The 22,384-nt window shown below is 44.2% G+C and carries 17 protein-coding genes; 13 read left to right on the top strand and 4 right to left on the bottom strand.

What is annotated here, in order from left to right; all coding sequences use genetic code 11:
* Positions 1 to 225 precede the first annotated feature (225 nt).
* Together M9196_RS11455 and M9196_RS11460 are read left to right on the top strand one after the other, a co-directional pair.
* Positions 226 to 3,132: an HD domain-containing phosphohydrolase gene (locus tag M9196_RS11455; RefSeq protein ID WP_250617682.1), complete on the top strand. Its 2,907-nt coding sequence runs from the start codon at positions 226 to 228 to the stop codon at positions 3,130 to 3,132.
* A gap of 100 nt (positions 3,133 to 3,232) precedes the next feature.
* Positions 3,233 to 6,118, top strand: coding sequence for an HD domain-containing phosphohydrolase (locus M9196_RS11460; protein ID WP_250617683.1), 2,886 nt, complete (start codon positions 3,233 to 3,235; stop codon positions 6,116 to 6,118).
* Between the two features lie 193 nt (positions 6,119 to 6,311).
* On the opposite strand, the gene M9196_RS11465 is transcribed toward M9196_RS11460, so the two are convergent.
* Entirely contained in the window at positions 6,312 to 7,334 is a 1,023-nt protein-coding gene (locus M9196_RS11465; protein ID WP_250617684.1) for a GGDEF domain-containing protein, read from the bottom strand.
* Between the two features lie 363 nt (positions 7,335 to 7,697).
* Between M9196_RS11465 and M9196_RS11470 the strand changes: the two genes are divergently transcribed.
* Positions 7,698 to 9,047, top strand: coding sequence for a DASH family cryptochrome (locus tag M9196_RS11470; protein ID WP_284677162.1), 1,350 nt, complete (start codon positions 7,698 to 7,700; stop codon positions 9,045 to 9,047).
* Positions 9,048 to 9,055: 8 nt separating this feature from the next.
* Positions 9,056 to 10,609, top strand: a complete 1,554-nt coding sequence (locus tag M9196_RS11475; RefSeq protein WP_250617685.1) for a cryptochrome/photolyase family protein — start codon at positions 9,056 to 9,058, stop codon at positions 10,607 to 10,609.
* Between the two features lie 39 nt (positions 10,610 to 10,648).
* Here the strand turns inward: M9196_RS11475 and M9196_RS11480 are convergent, their stop codons facing one another.
* Positions 10,649 to 10,810 carry a DUF2256 domain-containing protein gene (locus tag M9196_RS11480; protein WP_250617686.1) on the bottom strand — a complete coding sequence of 54 codons (162 nt, stop codon included), beginning with the start codon at positions 10,808 to 10,810 and terminating at the stop codon, positions 10,649 to 10,651.
* A 148-nt stretch (positions 10,811 to 10,958) separates the two neighbouring features.
* Between M9196_RS11480 and M9196_RS11485 the strand changes: the two genes are divergently transcribed.
* From M9196_RS11485 to M9196_RS11495, 3 genes are read left to right on the top strand one after another with little or no spacing between them, the layout of a single operon-like run.
* On the top strand, positions 10,959 to 11,756 hold the full coding sequence (locus tag M9196_RS11485) for a PhzF family phenazine biosynthesis protein (RefSeq protein WP_250617687.1): 798 nt from the start codon (positions 10,959 to 10,961) through the stop codon (positions 11,754 to 11,756).
* A 43-nt stretch (positions 11,757 to 11,799) separates the two neighbouring features.
* The gene (locus M9196_RS11490) at positions 11,800 to 12,381 is read left to right on the top strand and encodes an HD domain-containing protein (RefSeq protein ID WP_250617758.1); all 582 of its coding nucleotides are present in this window, start codon (positions 11,800 to 11,802) and stop codon (positions 12,379 to 12,381) included.
* The gene (locus M9196_RS11495; protein ID WP_250617688.1) at positions 12,378 to 12,614 is read left to right on the top strand and encodes a GNAT family N-acetyltransferase; all 237 of its coding nucleotides are present in this window, start codon (positions 12,378 to 12,380) and stop codon (positions 12,612 to 12,614) included. The genes M9196_RS11490 and M9196_RS11495 overlap by 4 nt, the downstream gene beginning before the upstream one ends.
* Before the next feature lie 238 nt (positions 12,615 to 12,852).
* Here M9196_RS11495 and M9196_RS11500 read toward each other — a convergent pair whose 3' ends face one another.
* Both M9196_RS11500 and M9196_RS11505 read right to left on the bottom strand, forming a co-directional pair.
* A complete protein-coding gene (locus M9196_RS11500) occupies positions 12,853 to 14,328 on the bottom strand; it encodes a Na+/H+ antiporter NhaC family protein (protein ID WP_250617689.1) in 1,476 nt (491 codons plus the stop codon).
* 18 nt (positions 14,329 to 14,346) lie between these two features.
* Positions 14,347 to 15,690, bottom strand: a complete 1,344-nt coding sequence (locus M9196_RS11505) for a glutamine synthetase family protein (RefSeq protein WP_250617690.1) — start codon at positions 15,688 to 15,690, stop codon at positions 14,347 to 14,349.
* A 343-nt stretch (positions 15,691 to 16,033) separates the two neighbouring features.
* Between M9196_RS11505 and M9196_RS11510 the strand changes: the two genes are divergently transcribed.
* The 6 genes from M9196_RS11510 (at position 16,034) to aguA (ending at position 22,352) form a co-directional block, all read left to right on the top strand.
* Positions 16,034 to 16,780 (top strand): gamma-glutamyl-gamma-aminobutyrate hydrolase family protein, encoded by a 747-nt coding sequence (locus M9196_RS11510; RefSeq protein WP_250617691.1) that lies wholly within the window; start codon positions 16,034 to 16,036, stop codon positions 16,778 to 16,780.
* 15 nt (positions 16,781 to 16,795) lie between these two features.
* A complete protein-coding gene (gene puuR / locus M9196_RS11515; protein WP_250617692.1) occupies positions 16,796 to 17,353 on the top strand; it encodes an HTH-type transcriptional regulator PuuR in 558 nt (185 codons plus the stop codon).
* Positions 17,354 to 17,379: 26 nt separating this feature from the next.
* Positions 17,380 to 18,864 carry an aldehyde dehydrogenase gene (locus tag M9196_RS11520; protein WP_250617693.1) on the top strand — a complete coding sequence of 495 codons (1,485 nt, stop codon included), beginning with the start codon at positions 17,380 to 17,382 and terminating at the stop codon, positions 18,862 to 18,864.
* A gap of 76 nt (positions 18,865 to 18,940) precedes the next feature.
* Positions 18,941 to 20,218 carry an NAD(P)/FAD-dependent oxidoreductase gene (locus M9196_RS11525; RefSeq protein WP_250617694.1) on the top strand — a complete coding sequence of 426 codons (1,278 nt, stop codon included), beginning with the start codon at positions 18,941 to 18,943 and terminating at the stop codon, positions 20,216 to 20,218.
* 174 nt (positions 20,219 to 20,392) lie between these two features.
* Positions 20,393 to 21,259 (top strand): N-carbamoylputrescine amidase, encoded by an 867-nt coding sequence (aguB, locus tag M9196_RS11530; protein WP_250617695.1) that lies wholly within the window; start codon positions 20,393 to 20,395, stop codon positions 21,257 to 21,259.
* Positions 21,260 to 21,269: 10 nt separating this feature from the next.
* Positions 21,270 to 22,352: an agmatine deiminase gene (gene aguA / locus M9196_RS11535; RefSeq protein ID WP_250617696.1), complete on the top strand. Its 1,083-nt coding sequence runs from the start codon at positions 21,270 to 21,272 to the stop codon at positions 22,350 to 22,352.
* The last annotated feature ends 32 nt before the right edge of the window (positions 22,353 to 22,384 follow it).

A 22,384-nucleotide genomic window follows, 5' to 3' on the forward strand; every position in this document is an offset into this window, starting at 1 on the left:
TATCAAATTATTAAGCAAAACAGAAACGATGCTAATGATGGTCTACACATAAAACATGATGAGAAGTCGATAGTTCGTAATTTGTGATGATATGGTAGATATAAATCGTTAACTTGCCTCCCTACGTAAGGGGGGCTTTTTTATGAGAAAATACGGATCATTTGCTTCTCGTCTAGTCATATCTCAACTAGTCTTAGAGTGTGTTAATTCAATGTGTTAGCTATCATGCCCAACGTAACTAAAAAAAAGAATACATTCGCGCTACCACTTCATGTCCATATGACGGCGATGTTTGTTATTTTGGTTGTCTTAGTTTGTGGGGTACAAATTTGGATAACACAATCAAGTTTGAACAAAGTTCTGCTTACCGCCAATGAAAACCTCTTTGATCGCATTGCCAGCGAAACTCGAAGTAATATGTCGTTTCACTTTGGACCCGCTTTTAGCATTGTAGATGCTTATTCTTCTGGCGAGTTAATACGAGAGGTTGATCCTAAACAACGGTTTTCATTTGTGCCTGAATTGGTATCTTTGCTACAAACGCACCGTCATATATTTGCATTTAAAGCGGGGTTTCCCGACGGGGAATGGCTGGCAGTTGCGAGGGTGCAAGATCAGAGAATTAGAAAAAAGATAGGCTTACAGCCAAGTGCAGAATATGCGGCTTTTAGTTACAACGTGGTATCCCATGAGTTGACTGTGAAGACTTATAACCAACAGTTAGTATTGCTTAAAACTAAGATAATTAAGGACCTCACAGTAGACTTGCTAGAAGCTAACTGGTTTCGAAGCGCAATATTAACGAAAGCTAAAGTATCAAAGCCGTATTATATGCCACTGCTGGGACGCACTGGAATTACCTTGCATAGAAAAGCAGCAAATGGCGCTGTGTTTGGGGCAGATATATTACTCGATGAAGTGTCCTCGGTATTACAAGACGATGGAGAGAGTCGAGATGCATTAAGGGTAATGTATGACGATGATTTCAATGTTTATGCTAACAGTCAGCCAGCGGTCTTTGAAATTAGGGATGTATTGAGACAATCCACACCGCTAAAACTAATGGACATTAACCACCCTCTCATTGCGACGACAGCCAATTTTGTGGAGTTTGGACAGCAAGCAAAAGAGATCACTTACCGAGGTGAGAAGTGGGTGCTCAAAATCGACCGCCTGAAAGGGACTCGAGATCAAATGTTCAATTTGGCCATGGCGGTGAAATCCGAGCAACTGTTGCAAGATGCAAACGCGGTCGCTCAGCGCTCTATCTTTGGCTCCTTTGCGGCATTATTGCTGGCGTTACCCTGTATTTATTATATGTCGCAGTGGTTAGCAAGGCCGATACGACAAGCCACTCGCAAAGCGAAATCCATTCAGAACTTTAATTTTAATGACGGTTCACAAGAGTATTCGCGTGTGACTGAAATTAAACAAATGTCCGATGCGTTGCGCTCAGTTCAGTCGACAATTCAGCGTTTTTTGTCGTTGACTAACTCCATGGCAAAAGAAGATGATCTAGAAAGATTACTCGCACTGGTCTGTCGAGAAACTGGGCAGGCGACGAAAGCCAATAGTACTTATATCTATCTACTCAATGATGAGGAAACACGGCTTGAACCGCGCTTTGTTAGCTTGAAGAGTCGAGGAGATCTTGATGTCGAAGAAATGGTGTCGCTGCAATTAGATGACCCGACTCTCCAGCATGATTTGCAAGCGTTTTTCCAATTGAAGCAACCCGTCTGTATTCCCCATGACGAGATTCTTCCTTTTCTTATTAGAGAAAAGTCGACTGATAGTGTGCTCTTTGTTCCTTTGATTGATAGGCGACAGAAGGTGATTGGAGCATTAGGGCTTGGTTTTGACAGCAAGCAAGAAAACATCGTCTTAATGGAAAATATTCAGTATATAGAAACGCTGGCTGCCTATGCCTCGGTGACAATAGAGACGCAAACGATGCTCAACAGCCAACGGGCGCTTTTGGAGTCGTTTATTCAGGTAATGGCACAAGCCATTGATACCAAGTCTCCTTACACGGGAACGCACTGTCAACGTGTTCCTGTATTGACCGAAATGTTAACCGCTGCGGCACAAGAGCAAAGTGTGGGGCCTTTTGAATCGTTTTCAATGACAACGCCGCAGTGGGAAGAATTACATATTGCAGCGTGGTTACATGACTGCGGTAAAGTGACCACGCCGGAACATGTGATAGATAAATCCACGAAACTGGAAACGATTTATAATCGAATACATGAAATTAGAATGCGCTTTGAGGTCGTCAAGCGTGATGCCGAACTTGAGTTCTATAGGAAGAAGCTAGATCTTATGTCTAATGCTGAAGAACGTTTGGCGCTAGAAAAAACATGTCGAGAGATAGATCAAGATTTTGCAACGATTGCCAACGTGAATATTGGCGACGAGTATTTGAGTTCAGACGCATTAGCGGATATTACCACCATAGCAAAGCGCTATTCTTGGACACCAACCATTGACGCGCGTTTAGGGCTTTCGAAAGAAGAACTGTCGCGATATGACGCACTAGAATGTCAGGTTGACGAACAACAGTCGGTATTAAGCGATGGTGCGCATCACCTTGTCCAATGGGAGAGGGAGCCAGACAGGGAGTCTCGGTTTGTATTAAAGCCTGGCACGCACCAAAACAACTTAGGCGAGTTGTATAATTTGTCGGTACGTAAAGGGACGTTGAATAAAGAAGAACGCTATATTATTAATAGCCATATGACCGCGACCTTAACCATGTTAGAACGTTTGCCTTTTCCCAAACACATGCAAAATGTACCTCTACTTGCTGGCAGTCACCATGAAAAGATGGATGGGTCAGGATATCCATTAGGGCTGATGGCCGGTGATCTTCCTCTCCCGGCTAGAGCTATGGCTATTGCCGATGTTTTTGAAGCACTTACTAGCCAAGAACGTCCTTATAAACAACCGAAGAAACTGTCAGAAACCCTTGCCATAATGAAATTGATGGTGCGAGATGATCATTTAGATGCTGAACTCTTTGAGTTATTTTTGACGTCAGAAGTTTATTTAGAGTATGCCCGTCATCATTTATTATTGGAGCAGATTGATGTCACGGATATCACTCCATATTTACCAGCAAAGAATCGGTGAAATGAATAAAGCTCGCCTATGCTTGTTATTGTTGAATGAAGAAGCGTTGAATGAGTAAGCGTTGAGTGAATAAGCGTGACTGAATAAGCAAGGAAGCTTGATGATAGGGAAATACAAAGGTTGGAACTGGCTACGATATCCACTACATATTCATATTTCTAGTTTATTTTTAGTGGTTATTCTGACCGTTTCAGGTGTGCAAATTTGGTTAACACAAAGTAGCCTGAAAGACGTGCTTTTAGATGCGAATGAACATTTGTTTAATCGCATAGCGAAAGAAACGCAAGCGAATCTCGCTATTCACTATGAACCGGCTTTTGCAATGGTTGAAGCCTTGTCTCGAGGGGAGCTATCCAGATACGTCAACGCTGAAGAGCGTATTAATGCCATTCCTGAAGTCATCAGCATGCTGTCTTCGACCCCATACGTTATGTCGTACTCTATTGTTTTCCCTAAAGGCGACTTCTTTTTAGCCTATCAGATCTACGATAATACTATGCGCACAGCGCTGCAGGTTCGTCCTCATACGGACTATATTGTGTTTAATTATTCCAGTGATAGAGATCGGTTGGTGACCTATGAATTAAATCACGCGCATCATTTGATTTTATCGGAAACTAGGACCGAACTGCATTTAGATCCTCGAGAGCAAGCGTGGTTTCGAGAGGCTTTGTTTAACAAAATATCGTTATCAGATCCCTACTATTTTGACTTGGTAGATAAAATAGGAACGACGTTATCTAAGCGAGCTAGCAATGGGGCGGTGATTGCGGCGGATTTGACGTTAGAGCAGATCTCTAATGTGCTGGCCGAATCGGTGACGAGAGAGTCATCGTTTAGAGTGTTATTTGATGGCAATGATCGACTTTTTGCCTATAGCAACCCCGCGCTAATAACCGTTCAAGAGGAGGTGAGAAAGAGCGCTTCTCTACATGTCGATGACATCGCGAATCCCATTGTAAGAGAGGCCATTACTAAGGTTGGGCATGGGCTAGCCCGCTCGGTAGAGTTTAGTGCCCAAGGCCAGCGTTGGATTGGCCGAATCGAACAATCAGAACAAGGGGCAGGACATGATCTTTATTTACTCATGGTGGTGAAATCGGATGAACTGCTTGATAAGTCACAAGCGATTGCAAAAACGTCGGTTTATGCGTCACTCATTATCCTGTTCGTTTCCTTACCATTTGTTTATCTGATTGCTCAGCGTATTTCAAAGCCAATTAAAACGGCGACAGAACGAGCACAACGAATAGAAAAGTTCGATTTTAACATTGGTGATGGAAAACGGTCTCATATCAAAGAAATCCATGATCTTTCGCAATCCCTTTATGCGATGCAGCAAACCATTTCTAATTTTCTAACATTAACAAGAAATATCGCGAAAGAAGAAGACCTCGAAAAATTACTCGAGCTACTTGATGTAGAAGCACTACGCTCAACCGGAGCAAGCGTTAGCTATCTTTATCTGTGTGACTCTAGTGGGCGACTGCAACCCTATTATGTGCTGTCTAATGATGGTAATTCGCTTGAGGTCGAAGGATTGAAAGCACTTAACGTAGAGAGCGCTGAGTTGGATGTATTTAGGCGCGCTATCGAGAAGAAACAATCTATTGTTGTCGAATACCAACAAGTCCATATGTCGGTTGACCTCATCTCAAAAAATGAGTCATTCTTATTTATTCCATTATTTGATAGGCGAGATCAGTTATTGGGCGGATTTGGACTGACCATTCATTCCCAAGAAATAGATGATCTGCTGATCAGAAAGTTACCTTACATCGAGTCATTGGCGGAATACGCCTCTGTTGCGATCGAAACAAAGCAAATATTGTCTGATCAAAAAGCGCTGATGCAATCGTTTATAAAAGTGATGGCGGGGGCGATTGATACAAAATCCCCGTATACAGGCAATCATTGTCAACGGGTACCGGTGTTGACAGAAATGCTGACGCAAGCGGCGGTGGATTCCAAGTCAGACGCATTTGTAAATTATAGCTTAAGCAAAGAACAGTGGCAGGAGCTTCACTTAGCCGCATGGCTACATGACTGTGGTAAAGTCACAACTCCGGAGCATGTTGTTGATAAAGCTACGAAATTAGAAACGATTTACAACCGAATTCATGAAATTAGAACACGTTTTGAAGTGTTAAAAAGAGATGCGCATATCACGGTGTTGTCTCAAGCATTGGGGCACTCACTGAATGCAAAATATCAGGAAATATTAGATAAAGAATGGCAACAACTGGATGAAGATTTCTCCTTCATTGCGCAAACGAATATTGGCGGCGAGTTTTTGGGTGACGATGCCGTGTCACGTTTGCAAACTATCGCGCAGCGAACGTGGAACAAAACATTAGACGATCGGTTGGGCTTATCTTGGGAAGAAAGAGGGCGATACAGTGAGAGGCCTTTTCATGCAGACCAAAGTGTGTCGGTGTTGGTGGATGGTAAAGAACACTGTGTGGAATGGAATGCCCAAGAAACGGCTGATCCTCGCTTTAATTTGAAAAAACCTACTTATCAAAATAACTTAGGCGAGCTTTATAATCTATCTATAAGAAAAGGAACGCTAAATGACGAGGAGCGTTTTGTTATAAACAACCACATCGTAGAAACGATACGAATGTTGGAGAGCTTACCGTTTCCGAAAAGTATGGGTAATGTTGCGAGTATTGCTGGTGGGCACCATGAGAAAATGGATGGAACCGGTTATCCACTCGGTCTGACTAGAGAGCAGATGCCACTAACGGCGCGGGCGATGGCCTTAGCCGATGTATTTGAAGCATTAACAAGTGCGGATCGGCCATATAAAGCGCCTAAAACGCTGTCTGAATCGTTACGTATCATGTCTTTCATGGTGAAAGATCAGCATTTGGATGGGGAATTATTTCGCTTGTTCTTAGAGTCTGGCGTGTATCAAAAGTTTGCTCAACAATTTTTACAAGAAAGCCAAATTGATGACGTTAATATTGCAGATTATTTATAAAACGGTGCCCTTCTAGGTCGATGAGGGGCACTTACATATCAAAAAAAGAGATACAGTGTGGATACGAATTATAGAGAACGCTCGCTCTAGTTAGTCGGGCACAACAGTTAGTCGGGCACAATTAGTGTGGGGCATAGTTAGTACAGTATAGTTAGTTCGGCATAGTCAGTGATGCATAGTTAGTGATGCATAGTTAGTAGGGCATGACACGGTTGCGACCTGAACGCTTTGCATCATAAAGTTGTTTGTCAGCCTTATCGACTAAACTATCGTAAGTGTCTCCTGCGATGAACTCAGCCACGCCAAATGATGCGGTCACGTTACCCATTTTATTTCCACTCTTACGATCTGTAATCGCCATTTTCTCAATGGACAGTCGGATAGAATCGGCAATCTGTCGCGCAACTCGTAGTGATTTATTCGGCACAATCAGCGCAAATTCTTCACCACCGAATCGATAAGCGCTTATTCCGCCACGGCAGGCTTGTTTAAGGCGTTGGGCGATGCCTTTTAGTATAGTGTCACCAAACAGATGCCCTAATTCATCGTTAAACTTCTTGAAATGGTCGATATCTAAGAAAATAAGGCTCAGTGGCTGTTTAGCGTCGCAGAACATGGTTAAGTCAGCGTCAAACGCACCACGGTTGTAAATCGACGTTAAGCTATCGAACATTGCGTTACATTGGACTTTCGCCAATTCAATTTTTAGGCGGGATATTTCGTCGCTAGCACTTTTTAATTGATTGTGAATAAAGTCGGTGGAGTTTCGAATGTCATTGGCTTCGTCTACGAGTTCTTGAATTAACGGCATGACTTCATCCAGCGTTGGGTTACTTCCAGGCTCAATGCTTGAACTTAGTCCATCAAAATTCTTAGTCAGTACCTTTGAAAAATCAGACGTGTCGGTGATGGCATCTGTCATTGTGCTGGAGACCTCTGTTACCAGCGCTTCCATATTTTTTTTGAGATTGACAAGGTCGACTTCAGATTTGCCCGCGATATGCTCTCGATAAAGCGTATTCGCATTGACTGGAGGGAGTACATCGTAGTCTTTAAGTAGTGCATCGACTTGTTCATTGAGTTCCGGGATGGTCTGATCAACGTAGGTATACCATAACGCATAGTTGGCAGGTGTGGCTGGAACATGATGCTTAACCATGAGAGGAACAGCTTTTTTTAAATTAGCTGCAGAGATTTGGAAATTGTTTTTTTTCATGGTTTTTTCATCCCTTGACTCTATATCGATTGATGGCGTGTGCTTTGCCATCTAAGAGTATGTATTTAGTGTTCTTTAGGTTAATTATCTAATGAGTTGCCCACATTGTCACTTTTGAAATGTTTATTTTGGCCCAATCGATATTGATTAACGTGATAGTGCTCTCATTTACTTTGCCCTGTTTTAGTCTGGTTGATGAATCGTTAGATAAAACAGCCATTAATCATAGAGTGTTAATTATTGGTGATTGGATGGGTTCGACGTCTATATTCGCTTCGGTAGATAAATCTTACTAAGAAATAAACGATTACGCCCAACTACTCGTATTAAAAGCGACATTAATAAAAAGTTAGCTGAGTTCTCATGACGGCGCAAATTGGACTTTACTGGTTTCACAATGATATGCGGTTGCATGATAACAGGTTGCTCCTGCAAGCAAGTATCGAAATGAAGCAGCTTCACTGCGTTCATATTGACACGATACAGACAAGCTTTGATGCTAGGTTTTCCCCGGTGACTTGTACAGGTGAGGCCAAAGCACAGTTTTGTCGGCAATCGAGAAATCAGCTGTCAGTGTCGTTGGCGGAGCTTGGCCAAGTGCTACATTCAATACACAATGTGGCGCTTAATAAAATTGTTGAGGAGTTCATCTTGACGCTTTCTCAACACCGAGTGACCACGTTTTACGTCGCGTTATCTTCGAGTTGGTATGTAGAGTTCATTGTTTCTCAGATTCGGCGACATTGTGCTCACATCCATATTAAGCGCGCGAACAGTGCGACCTTATTTGATCAGGCTTCCCTGCCTTTTACGCTTGATGCTTTTCCAAAAAGCTTTTCTCGTTTTAGAGAGCAAGTCGAAACATTAGCAGTGAGCCCTACATGTGCGACGGTGACCTTTTTACCTCCACCAGTACAAACGGCTCGGCCTATCTCATCTTCATCGGAAAAATGGTCAGAGGCTTCCAGAAACCCGTTGGGAGAGATGGTTTATGGTGGCGAAGAGAGTGGATTACGGCATGTTGAAGCGTACTTTGGCTCGCGTGCGGCCTCATCTTATAAGCAAACCCGTAACGAACTTGATGACTGGACGAGCTCAACGAAGTTTTCGTTATGGTTAGCTAATGGCAATGTGTCACCAAAGATAATTCTGGCACAGTTACGAGCTTACGAGGACTATTACACGGCCAATGATTCTACTTACTGGATATTTTTCGAGTTACTTTGGAGGGAGTACTTCTACTGGTATAGCAATGCATTTGGTACCAAGCTTTTTGCCTTTGGAGGGACTCAAGGTAAAAAGCCGCTTACCACGTATAACGCTAACCACTTTCGACAGTGGGTGCATGGTGCAACGGCGTTCCCTATCGTGAATGCATGTATGAAGCAGCTTAACACAACGGGTTATATGTCTAATCGTGGTCGTCAGCTGGTAGCCAGTTGTTTGGTGCATGAACTGCGTTTGGATTGGCGTTTTGGTGCGAGTTACTTCCAACATGCTCTGATTGACTATGATGTAGGTTCAAATTGGGGAAACTGGCAGTACATCGCAGGAGTAGGTCCAGCGTCAAGAGCTGGCCGTAGATTTGACCTACATAAACAGACACAGCTTTATGATTCAAAAGGCGCATTTATTTCAAAGTGGCAAGGCAGTAGTACTATCAATGCGACTGATGTTGTTGATGCCAGTGACTGGCCAATTGAAAACGCCTAAGGAAAGGTATGAAAAACAATACAACGCTACGTCTTATTTTAGGTGACCAATTAAACCATGAGCATTCTTGGTTGGCACAGTGTGACGACAATGTGGTCTATGTGATGGCAGAGCTCAAGCAAGAATCAGAATACACGACACATCATATTCAGAAACAAGTGGCGTTTTTTTTGGCGATGACGTCATTTGCCACGCACTTACGTTCTGAAGGGCATAATGTCGAATACCTAGATCTGGATAGGACGGCATGCTTCGATAGCCTAACGGAAATGCTCTCGTCGTTACTCATCCAATATGGCGCAACTAAATTTGAGTACCAACGTCCCGATGAATTTAGGTTGCGAAAACAGTTAATGGAATATGAAGTCGAGGGTGTCACGATTACAGAGGCCTGTACAGAGCATTTCTTACTGCCATTTTCTGAAATCCCTCAATATTTTCGTCCTGAAAAACATGTGGTTATGGAGCATTTTTATCGGAAAATGCGAAAGCGCTTTAGGGTGCTGATGGATGACGAAGAGACACCATTGGGCGGAAAATGGAATTATGATTCAGAAAATCGAAGCAAACTTAAAAAGCAAGACCTAGAAAAAGTACCGGCTCCGTTGCTGTTTGCTAACCCTACGAGAAATATTGTTGCCCGGATAGACAGGCATCATTTACACCACATTGGTGAAATAGGAGAACACCTAATTTGGCCAGTGGATCGTCAGCAGTCTATTTTATTGCTGAACCATTTCTGTCAGGTTTGCTTGCCTTTGTTTGGGCGTTTCCAAGATGCAATGACCGCTGATACTGAGAGCATGTGGAGTCTTTACCATAGCCGATTCTCGTTTGCTCTTAATTGTAAATTACTGAGCCCGCATGAGGTGATTAACTGCGCTCTAGAAGCCTACGAAACCTCACAAGGTGTGGTAACCCTTCCACAAATTGAAGGGTTTATTCGGCAAGTACTAGGTTGGAGGGAGTACGTTCGTGGTATGTACTGGGCGAACATGCCAAATTATAGCGAGAAAAATGCGCTTAATGCGGTTCGGCCATTGCCCGATTTTTATTGGACAGGGAAGACCAATATGCGTTGCATGCAACACGCAATCTCTCAGTCATTAGAATGGGCATACGCACACCATATCCAACGTTTGATGGTAACAGGGAACTTTGCGTTGTTGACCGAGTTGAACCCTAGTCAGGTCGATAACTGGTATCTTGGAATATATATTGACGCGATAGAATGGGTTGAAATGCCAAATACGAGGGGGATGGCCCTTTACGCTGATGGTGGATTAATCGCCACTAAGCCTTATGGTTCAAGTGGCAACTATATCAATAAAATGAGCGACTATTGCGCGGGTTGCCATTATAACGTTAAAGCTCGCTCCGGAGAGGAAGCCTGCCCGTTTAACGGACTTTATTGGCGCTTTATGCACAAACACCGCGATACGTTGGCGACCAATCCACGTACAGCAATGATTTATCGCACTTGGGATCGTATGGCGCCTGAGGTCCAAGATGAGCATTTGTTGACGGCAGAGCTTAACCTTTCCCGAATTGAGCAGTTGTAGCACCTGTCATTTGCGAAGAAGACTTATGTTTGTAACGTCTTAGGTGATGCTATTTTTATTAGTGGGCGCAACTTTCGTTGAGGCGCAACGTCGCGAGCAATATTTAACATACGGCCAATTTCGTTGCCACTTCTTGCGCCAAACAAACGGTTTCTGACAACAAGCACAAACTTTGCTCGGAAGGTAACGCTTCGTGTGCATGCACGTTTCCCTATAAATTTACTTCGTTGTTGGTTTTGTGAATTTGATACGCTAGTAGATGAAGTAAGATCATGATTCAGAATAATTTCTCCCTTCTAGCGCTATTATTATCTATCCTATAATTAACAGCAGACACCAAGGAATCGTTATGCAGCTAGATATTTACCAAGTTAATGCGTTTACCAGCGAGCCTTTTAAAGGTAATCCTGCTGGTGTGTGCATCACTCAAGATCCGCTGCCTGCTTCTTTAATGCTGTCGATTGCCAAAGAAATGGCAATATCGGAAACCGCCTTTCTGTCTCTCTCCGATAGACGCTTGCGTTGGTTTACTCCGAAGGTTGAAGTCGCACTGTGCGGACATGGAACATTGGCCACGGTCAAAGTAATGGATGAGTTAGGGTTGCTGACTGACGGGCAATTCTCTTTTCAAACACTGTCTGGGGAACTCCATGCGCAAAAAAGTGGCGAGCGTATTTCGCTCGATTTTCCCTTATACCGGGCAGAAAAATGCGACCGACCAAGCCCAAGTAAATATGAAGCGTTAGGCCTTAAAGAAGACGACATCGCGTATTGGGCTGAGTTTGAAGGAGGTAAGGATTTTGTTGTATTGAAACATGAAGAAACCCTACGACAACTGACTCCGAACTTTCATCAACTCTTATTATGTGAAGGACGAGCGATGGCCGTGACCGCACAGTCAAATCGTCCGGATATAGACTTTATTGCACGCTATTTTGCCCCGTGGGTAGGTGTGAATGAAGATCCTGTCACAGGCTCGGCTTATTGTGCGCTCGCCCCTTATTGGGCAGAGCAACTCAATAAGTGTTCTTTGATAGGCTATCAAGCGTCAGAGCGCGGTGGCTATGTTGGCATGATGTTGAAAGATGATCGCATAGAATTAACGGGACAAGCGGTGACGCTAATCAGAGGAACCATTAGTGTTTGACCAAATATGGCGACCAAAGCTCGTTCGTTTTATACAGCAAGAAATGACAACAGACGCAGCACATGATTTAAACCATGTATTGCGCGTGGTAAGAACGGCGACACAACTTGCGTTGGCGGAAGGCGCTAACTTGGACATTGTACTGCCAGCCGCCTATTTACATGACTGTTTTACTTATCCCAAAGACCATCCAGAGAGAAAGCAAAGTTCATTCATTGCAGCCAACAAGGCCTGCGACTTTCTCTCGACAATGGGTTATCCAGAATCACATGTGAGTGCCATCCATCATGCGATTGTTGCTCATAGTTATTCCGCTAACATCGAAGCTACCTCGATAGAAGCGCGAGTGGTCCAAGATGCAGATAGACTCGATGCTCTGGGCGCCGTAGGTGTGACTCGTTGTATTCAGGTCTCGGCAAGCTTAGGACGAACACTATATTCACTAAACGATCCATTTTGTGAGCAAAGATCGCCAGATGATAGCGAGTTTACAATCGACCACTTTTATACCAAGTTGTTTTCGATCGCCAAAACGATGAGAACAGAAGCGGGTCGAAATGAAGCAATGGTAAGGGTGGAATTTATGCAGTCTTATTTAACCCAATTAGCACGAGAAATATCATGATAGAACATCAAATCGAAAGAAAGCGCTTTGTATACAGTAAAGACGGCCAGGAGGGGGTATTGGATTATAAATTGACGGATAATCGAGTTAATTTTACTCATACTTTTGTTCCCGATGCTTTTCGTGGTCAAGGGGTCGCGAAACAATTGGTTGCCGAAGGGCTAAGTTGGGCAAAATCCCAAGGGTATGAAATAGAAGCGGATTGTTGGTACGTGGCAAAAGCTCTGTCTTAGGAGTCAGCTTGATTTATTTATGGGTCAAAATCGTTGTTTGGTAATTATAGTGGTTTGGTAGTTATAGTCATAGTTGTTGGGTAACGATAATTGATGAGTAAGAATAATTGTCCAGCAAGAACAATTGATGAGTAAGAACAATTGACTAGTAAGAATAAGTGACAGGTAAGAATAAGAAAAGGGATGCCGGCTGAGTGGCATCCCTTTTGAGTTCTATCCTTGTTGGCTATCTCTTAACTTAGGCAACAACGATAAAGAATAGTGTGGTCGCAATAATACCAATCAGAGCATATGGGAACTGAGTGGTGGCATGCTGCATGGATGTACACCCTGAGCCTTGTGCTGACAAGACGGTAGAGTCACTAAAGAAACATGAGTGACTACCCGCCGCAGAAGCCGAAAGCATCGCTGCAATGGTCAGGTGCAATGGAACACCAATTTGGTTTGCTAGAGGCAAAATAATAGGCATTGCTACTGCAAAGGTTCCCCATGACGAGGCTGACGCAAAGACAAGTCCACCAGTAATCAAGAAGATAAGTGCAGGAAAGTACTGTGGCGACAAGTATGGGCTCGCGGTTTCAATGACAAACTGAGTGAGGCCAAGAGAATCATTGACACTTTTCAGCATGAAGCCACCAATAACGGTCGCAAGTGGCAGTAGCATGACCTTAATACCATCGTAAACTGCATCAAATAACTCATTCATCGTGACGAGCTTTTGGATGCCGTAAAAACAGATGGTAAAAATAATGGCAACAAAGACGCCGGCCAGTAGATCAATCCCAAAGTACCAACTCGCCCCAACAAGAACAATCATTGGTAGCATGAAGTTAATCAAACCCATCGTTGGATTTGAATGCGCTTTTATGTCCGCACCAAAATCGATATCCGTCGCACCATCCGGTTTTACTTGGCCATTTTTCGCCCGTGCTTCCGCAATTTTCATCGCGCCTAGATCTGGCATTTTGCCCATTGCGACTAGGAATACAATAATCAATGTTACCCAACCGTACGCCATGTAAGGAATGGCTTGAATATAAGCAGCAATACCTTGACCTGGTTCGGCGACGCCATTGGCTTCCAATAAGGAACTAAAGAAAATAGCCCAGGTGGAAATTGGCACCAAAATACAGATAGGGGCGGCGGTAGAGTCCACCATATATGCCAGTTTTTCACGAGATACTTGGTAGCTATCGGTGATTTTTTTCATCGATGACGAGATAGCAATTGCATTAAGGTAATCATCAATAAAAATCAAAATGCCGAGGAAAAAGGTCATCAAAAGTGATTGATTACGGCTTTTAACTTTATTAACCAGCATGTCACTAAAGCTTAAGATACTGCCGCCTTTTTCTAGCACTGCAATTAGCCCGCCCATTAAGCCGCAGACCAAAATGATCCAAGCAATGGTCTCATTCATCATGACATCCATAGAGATGCCAACGATTTGTTCAACAGCTTCGGTAGGGTTAATCAGCAGAACACCTGCAATGGTGCCGCTAAAGAGTGCTTCGACGGTTCGGTGTGTCGTTAAGGCAAAGACCAAAACTAAACTCGTGGGTAATAAACTCATCCATCCATAACTTTCACCTGGAATGTGATTCAATCCAATCGTGGTGAAAGTGATGAACAAAAACACGATGCTAAGACTTACTGCCACGTGTTTACTACTGAGCTTAAACGGCGCATCCAGCGCCTTGGTTTGGGTAGTCATAGAAACAAATTCCTTCTGTTATGCCGAGTGTAACATCCAGTCGATTTCTAGCGGCGTGATGATGCGCTCAAATTCGATGAGTTCACTCTGTTTGCAAGCAAGATAGAGATCGATGAAGTCCTTAGAGAAATACTCACCTAATTCACTGTTTTCGAGTTGAGTTAGGGCATCGGACATGCGTGTAGGCAAGTCGATAGCGGTATCGCTCAGGGCAGGGGGACATTGATCTTGATTATAATTATTACTCGCTAGTACTGCAGAGAGCACAACGGCAGCGAGGATGTAAGGGTTTACGTCAGCGCCGGCAATGCGGTGCTCTATGCGACGGTTTTTTCCGTCACTGATTGGAATACGTAAGGCAACGCCTCGGTGGTTCTCTCCCCAATCGGCTTTGGTCGGAACATAAGCTCCTGGGACAAAGCGACGGTATGAGTTGACGTTAGGACACAGCAATGCCATTGAGTCAGAAATATGAGACAGCATAGCGGTAAGGGTTTGATAAAAAAGCGGACTTGCAGAGTCATCTGGTTGAGAGAACAGGTTGTTACCTTGGTCATCAACCAGACTGATGTGCATGTGTTGACCGTTGCCCGCTTCTTCTAGGAATGGTTTAGCCATGAATGTCGCATCAAAGCCGTGTTTATGAGCAATTTGTTTGATGAGGCGTTTTGAAAAGATGATTTCATCACAAACACGTAGTACATCTTGAGAGTGATTAAAGTTAATTTCAAATTGACCCGGCGCCGATTCAGACAATGCGCCTGCGGTGTTCAACCCTTGTTGTGCGGCTGCATTGTTTAAATCCGCCAGGAAATCAGCATAATCATCAAGCCCATCAACGTCGTAGACTTCGGTATCACGTTCGCGACGATTTTTTGTTGGGTTAATAGCGGTTTGCAACTCGCCGTTCTCCCCACGTACTTTGTCGATTAGGTAAAACTCAAGTTCAAGTGCTACGACCGGAAATTGGTTGTTGCTGTGAAGCTGATTCAGCATGCGGTCGATAATATTACGAATGAAAAGGTGGTGCGGTGTTTTACCGTCATCTTCCATCATGCTGAGTAAAATTTGTCCGGTTTGCTCTTTTGCCGTCGGTAGTAGGCTACCGAGAACGGGAAAGCATAGGTTGTCGGGTTCACCAAGATCTTCGCCTAACCCTGCAGATTCAACTACGGCACCTTTTGTATCCAACGAGATAGTGGAAAGAGGGAGTGCGACGCCTTTAGCAAGTTTGTCCAGCGCATTAACTGGGATTCGTTTGCCTCTTGGGGTTCCGTTTAAGTCGGTAAATATAAGGTCAACGTACTCAATTTCAGGCCAATTTTGGCGAAAATTTTTAACTTCCTGTAGATATGCTTCCATCTTTACTACTCCTGATAGCCCGATGTATTAAGTGATACCGAGACTTCATTTAACAAACTCACCACAAAACCATTGTAAAATTGTGGCTTAAGGCGATGTATGAAAATAAGCCATTGAATATTAACGATATTACTTGGACTTGGTTTGTTTTTAGTTCATTTTTTGTTAACTAATTTGTAACAGTTGATCGGCTTTTGCTCAATATTTCGAACGAAATTAGTGTTTTTTTTAACCAGAATAGGGATGAGAGTCACATTTTGGCATCTATTTTTAACAAGCTTGTTGATAATTTCGTACATGGCTTGTAGTGTTTTTGTTAAATAAATCGAACATGGATGTGATGATGTCTGAAATAAAAAAACCAATGATAGGACTCGTAAGTTGCAGGAAGTCACTTGCTGGTTACCAGATACAAGCATTGAATGAGTTCTACCTTCAGGCAATCAAAGACTTTGGTGGGACCCCGATTATTCTTCCTTCTTCTATTGAAGCTTCTGAACTTGATCAAGTACTCAGTATTTGCGATGGGTTGGTGTTTCCTGGCAGTCACTCTAATGTTGCGCCTCACCGCTATAACGGGACACATGAAGAAGCGAAAAAAGATGAAGACCGAGATGAACTAGCGATCACGTTGATCCGCCACGCGATTGATAAAAATATACCGTGTTTGGGAATTTGTCGGGGCTTCCAGGAAATGAACGTCGCGTTGGGAGGATCACTTGACCCCGCCGTTCATGAGTCTGGTTATCATGATCATCGTGAAAACCCCGTAGAAGCATTTGAAGAAAAATATGCGCCTGCTCATCCTGTTTTGGTTGAAGCTGGTGGGGTTATTTCGAAATGGCTACAGAAAGAACAATGGCAAGACACGTCATCGTTTGAGGTAAATACACTGCATAACCAAGGCGTAAAAACATTGGCAAGTGCACTAAAAGTTGAAGCGAAAGCACCAGACGGTCTAGTAGAAGCATTTAGTTTACCTGGGCAAAAATACTTTGTTGGCGTGCAGTGGCACCCAGAATGGCAAGCAAAAACCAATCATTTCTCACAAATTTTATTTAAAGAATTTATTATGTCCGCTTCAGATTGATTTAAGGACTGAATAATGGACAACCAGCAAATTGGTAAAAATATTGCGCAACTAAGAAAAGAGCGCGGATGGTCACAGCGAGAGTTGGCGGAAAAGGCGGGCATTACACACAGCGCAATTTCCTCTATCGAGAACGGCAAGGTCAGTCCATCGGTGAGTTCGTTGCAAAAAATAGTGAACGAATTTTCATTGTCACTCTCCGAGTTTTTTACATTAGAGCAACAGAGTGACAAAAAAGTAAAAGTGCTAGTGAAGACTGATGAGTTAATTGAAATTGGCAGCAAGCTAGTGTCAATGAAGCTAGTCAGCAACGGCAGTAATAAACAAGAAATTGGGTTCCTGATTGAAGAGTATGCACCGCATAGCACAACAGGGTCAGCCAATATTAAACATGAAGGTGAGGAAGTCGGCACCGTCTTAGACGGTGAAATTGAATTGGAATACGATGGCGAAATTTATCTCATTACAGAAGGTGAGTCTTACGTTATCGATACCACAATTCCTCACAAATTTACTAACCACTCCGATAAGGCATGCAGAATGATTAGTGCCCACACGCCTAAAGCATTCTAGCACCTTGAGGTAAGCAAGGAGCGTGTATGAAAACGCAAGAGCAATGGATTGAGTACAAAGACGCATTAGCGATAGAACAGCGAGCTTTCTTAAATGGAGAGTATCGTGATGCAATACAAGGTGAAACGCTAGAGGTCGTCAATCCAGCGACAGATGAAATTATAGCGACTATTCCTCGCTGTCAATCTGACGATGTGGATCTTGCGGTTAAGTACGCGAGGCAAGCGTTTATCGAAGGTGAGTGGAGCCAGAGTGCTCCTTCACATCGAAAAGCGGTATTGATGAAATTTGCCGCGCTCATTGATGCCAATACAGAAGAATTAGCCATGTTAGAGACGCTGGATACGGGCAAGCCTATATCGCACAGTGTGTCGACTGACATCCCAGGATCCGCCCAGTCCATTCGCTGGTACGCAGAAGCGATTGATAAAGTGTACGGTGAGGTCGCTCCGACGGAAAAAAATGTCCATGCGTTTGTTTCTCATCAAGCCATTGGTGTTGTGGCGGCGGTAGTGCCGTGGAACTTCCCACTTTGGCTGGGAAGCTGGAAACTAGGTCCGGCATTAGCGGCGGGTAACAGTGTTATTCTTAAACCTTCCGAGAAGTCTTCACTGAGTGCGATTTTCCTTGGGAAATTGGCCAATGAAGCAGGGATCCCAAGTGGCGCATTCCAAGTAGTGACAGGGTTTGGTCATGAAGCCGGAGAAGCGCTTGCCAGACATGATGATGTTGACTGTATTGCATTTACTGGCTCAACTCGTGTTGCTGGGCATTTGATGATCAGCTCTGGCGAAACCAACCTCAAACGAGTGTGGGCAGAAGCGGGCGGCAAGAACGCCAATATCGTATTTGAAGACTATCAAGATCTTGATAAAGCTGCAGCGGAAACGGCGGCAGGGTGTTTCTATAACCAAGGCGAAGTGTGTGTGGCTGCCACTCGCTTGTTAGTTCATGAAAGTATTAAAGATATCTTTATTGATAAAGTGATGTCGGCCGCGCAGCGCTTTATGCCAAAAGATCCTATGGATCCGACCTCATCCATGGGGGCATTGATCGACCGTGAGCACAAAGAAAAAGTACTGGGTTATGTGCAATTGGCTCAAGACGAAGGGGCAGTGGTTCGCTGTGGGGGTGATGTTGCAGGTGTCGGCGCTTTTGTTGAGCCTATCATCATTGATCAAGTGGACAACAAAATGCGCGTGGCACAAGAAGAGATATTTGGTCCCGTGCTGTGTGTGATTTCATTCAAAACCGAGCAAGAAGCCATTCAAATTGCTAATGACTCTAAATACGGACTGGGTGCCGCACTTTGGAGTGATAATCTGAATCGAGTCCACCGCGTTGCTAAGCAGCTAGACGCCGGCTCAGTATGGGTGAACAACTACAACGAGGGCGATATGACCGTCCCATTCGGTGGATTTAAAATGAGCGGAAACGGACGAGATAAATCGATCCACGCCATTGAGAAATTTACTGAAACCAAAACGACGTGGATACGTCTCCAACCTTAGGCCAGTAGCGCTTAGTACCGTCATGCTTAGCCCTATGGGGATAGAACAAGCCGTGGCAACAACAAGGAATTGAATAATGAATAAACATACAGATTCATACTACGCGGACTCAATCTTAAATGTAAGTGAGTACCCACAACTTCGTGACAATATCGAGTGCGACGTGTGTGTCGTTGGTGCTGGATTTTCAGGTTTGTCGTCGGCGCTACATTTGGCAGAGAAAGGCTTTAAGGTTGTTATTCTAGAAAACGCAAAAGTAGGTTTTGGTGCATCGGGCCGTAACGGTGGACAAATTGTGAATAGCTACAGCCGTGACGTTGACGTGATTGAAAGTCGTTACGGTGAAAAACAAGCGAAAGCACTTTGCGATATGATTTTTGAAGGCGGCAGCATTATCCGTGGCTTAATTGACAAGCACAATATTGACTGTGATTTTAAACAAGGCGGTATGTTTACGGCTCTAAACTCTAAACAAATGAAAGGCTTGGAAGAGCATAAAAAGCACTGGGAACGTTATGGCAACGACCAGTTAAGTTTGTTAGACGCGGGTGAAGTAGAGACTGCGGTTGGAACGAAAGCGTATAAAGGCGCATTACTTGATATGAGCGGTGGTCACATTCACCCACTTAAACTGGCTTTAGGAGAAGCGGCGGCAGTGACCGCTCTGGGTGGTCGAATTTTCGAACAGTCAGGCGTAACAAGAATCGAAAAAGGCGCGAATCCAGTGGCACATACTGAGCACGGTAGCGTGAAAGCCAAGTACATGGTCTTAGCAGGTAATGCTTACTTAGGTGGTTTGGCGCCAAATATCAGTAACAAAGCGATCCCTTGTGGGACACAGGTTGTGGCAACCGAGCCGCTGACAGAAGCACAGTTGCAACAGGTCTTGCCATCTGATTACTGCGTGGAAGATTGTAACTATCTGTTGGATTACTTCCGTTTAAGTGCTGATAAACGTCTGCTGTTTGGTGGTGGCGTGGTATATGGCGCTCGTGACCCGGAAAACATTGAATCACTACTGCGCCCTAAAATGGAGAAGATTTTTCCACAGTTAAAAGGCATCGGTATTGATTATAAGTGGACGGGTAATTTCCTACTGACGTATTCGCGTATGCCTCAATTTGGCGCTTTCGCTGACAATATCTATTACTTGCAAGGCTACAGTGGTCATGGTGTTACGTGTACGCACCTTGCGGGTAAGCTACTGGCTGAAGCTCTGGCTGGTCATGCTGAACGCTTTGATGCGTTTGCACAGCTGACTCATATTGCCTTCCCTGGAGGACGTCATTTTGCCATTCCAATGACGGCAATGGGCGCGGCGTATTACAACTTACGAGATAAGTTAGCGATTTAAGAGAGTAGTTAGCGATTTAAGAAAATAGTGGCGTTAGGTCAACAACATGCATCACTAACGCGTCCGTGGCAAAAAATAATCACCGTCCAATAACGTGAAATAACAAAAAAGAAGCGCCTGCTACGACGGGCGTTCATCAGCCAAAATAAACGACAAAGATAAAGGAAGATCCCCATGAGTAGAGTAGTTAAATTCGCCGCGCTTCAATTGTCCAAAACATGGGACCTTGACGCTAACATGGCTAAGATCAAAGCAGCGATTCGTGAAGCTGCAGCAAACGAAGCGAATGTCGTTGTACCGCAAGAGCTTTTTGCTGCGCCATACTTTTGTAAGAAGCAAGAGTCTAAATACTTTGAACTTGCGGAAGAGTTTGACACTAGCCCTCTAATAAAAACGATGAGTGAGCTTGCAAAAGAGCTAAACGTCGTGATTCCTGTGAGCTATTTTGAGAAGGCGGGTAATACGTTTTTCAACTCGCTTGTCATGATTGATGCTGATGGCACGATCATGGAAAACTACCGTAAATCCCATATCCCAGATGGTCCAGGTTATAGCGAAAAATACTACTTCAGCCCTGGCGACACTGGCTTTAAAGTTTGGAAAACAAAATTTGGTACATTTGGTGCTGGTATTTGTTGGGACCAATGGTTCCCTGAATTGGCGCGCAGCCTAGCGCTAAATGGTGCAGAAGCGATTTTCTACCCAACAGCGATTGGCTCTGAACCACAAGATCTATCTCTGGATTCTCGCGATCACTGGCAACGTACCATGCAAGGTCATTCTGCAGCGAACTTGGTGCCTGTCGTAGCGGCAAACCGTGTGGGCGTTGAAGTTGACGATGGCATTGAAACCACCTTTTATGGCTCATCGTTTATTACCGATCACACCGGCGGCAAACTGGCGGAAGCACCACGTGAAGACGAAGCTATTATTTATGCGGAAATCGATCTGCAAGCGACCACCAAAGCTCGCCATGCATGGGGCTTATTCCGCGATCGTCGTCCTGATTTATATCAAGACGTAATGAGCATGGCGATATAGCGAGGTCACAATGAGACTCACAACAACACCAAAACAAGACGGGTTTTCTTTTCCAGCAGAGTTTGAGCCAGTGAGAGAAGTGTGGTTAGCGTGGCCAGAGCGAAAAGACAATTGGCGAAATGACGCTATTCCTGCTCAACAAACATTTGCTAACGTCGCAAACGCCATTGCCGATGTGGTGCAGGTGACCGTGGCTGTGGCATCTGGACATTTTGAACGCGCTCGCACGTTACTGCATAGCTCAATCAAGCTGGTGGAAATGGATTATAACGACTCTTGGATGCGTGATATTGGACCGACGGTTGTTGTGAATGCTTTGGGTGAACGTCGTGGCGTGAGTTGGAAATTCAACGCGTGGGGTGGGGAGTTTAACGGCCTTTATGATGATTGGCGTGCGGATGATGAAGTGGCGGAGTCAGTATGTGACGTTGCAGGAATGGATCATTATCGAGCGCCGATCGTGTTGGAGGGAGGCTCTATTCATACTGATGGAGAAGGCACACTCTATACTACGGAAGAATGCTTGCTCAGTCCTGGTCGTAACCCACAGCTCGCTCGTGAAGAAATTGAGCATCACTTGTGTGAATATTTAGGCGCAGAGAAAATTGTTTGGCTACCGAAAGGTCTTTATAACGATGAAACTGATGGTCATGTTGATAATCTGATTCATGTTATTGGACCTGCAAAAGTGGTACTGAGTTGGACTGATGACCCCTTTGACCCACAGTTTAAACTGTCTCGCGAAGCCTATGCCGCGCTCACTAGCCAGCATGATGCGAAAGGTAGACAAATTGAGGTCATCAAAATCCCGGTTCCGGGTCCCTTGTATTACACACAAGAAGAAGCCGAAGGGATTCAATCCAGTGACGGTATGGTACGTCAAGAGGGCGAACGTTTAAGTGCCTCGTACGCGAACTTTCTTATGGTCAATGAACACGTATTTCTTCCACTGCTTGATGAACAGTTCGATCGTGTGGCAATAGAAATATTAGAAAAAGCACTACCCGGTTTTGACATTGTGGGTATTCCAACCAGAGAAGTATTACTGGGTGGCGGTAATATCCACTGTATAACACAGCAGATCCCTGCTTAATAATTTAGGTGTTTTCCGAATAAAGCGTACGG

The organism is Vibrio methylphosphonaticus, assembly GCF_023634655.1.
Classification (GTDB): Bacteria; Pseudomonadota; Gammaproteobacteria; order Enterobacterales; family Vibrionaceae; genus Vibrio; species Vibrio methylphosphonaticus.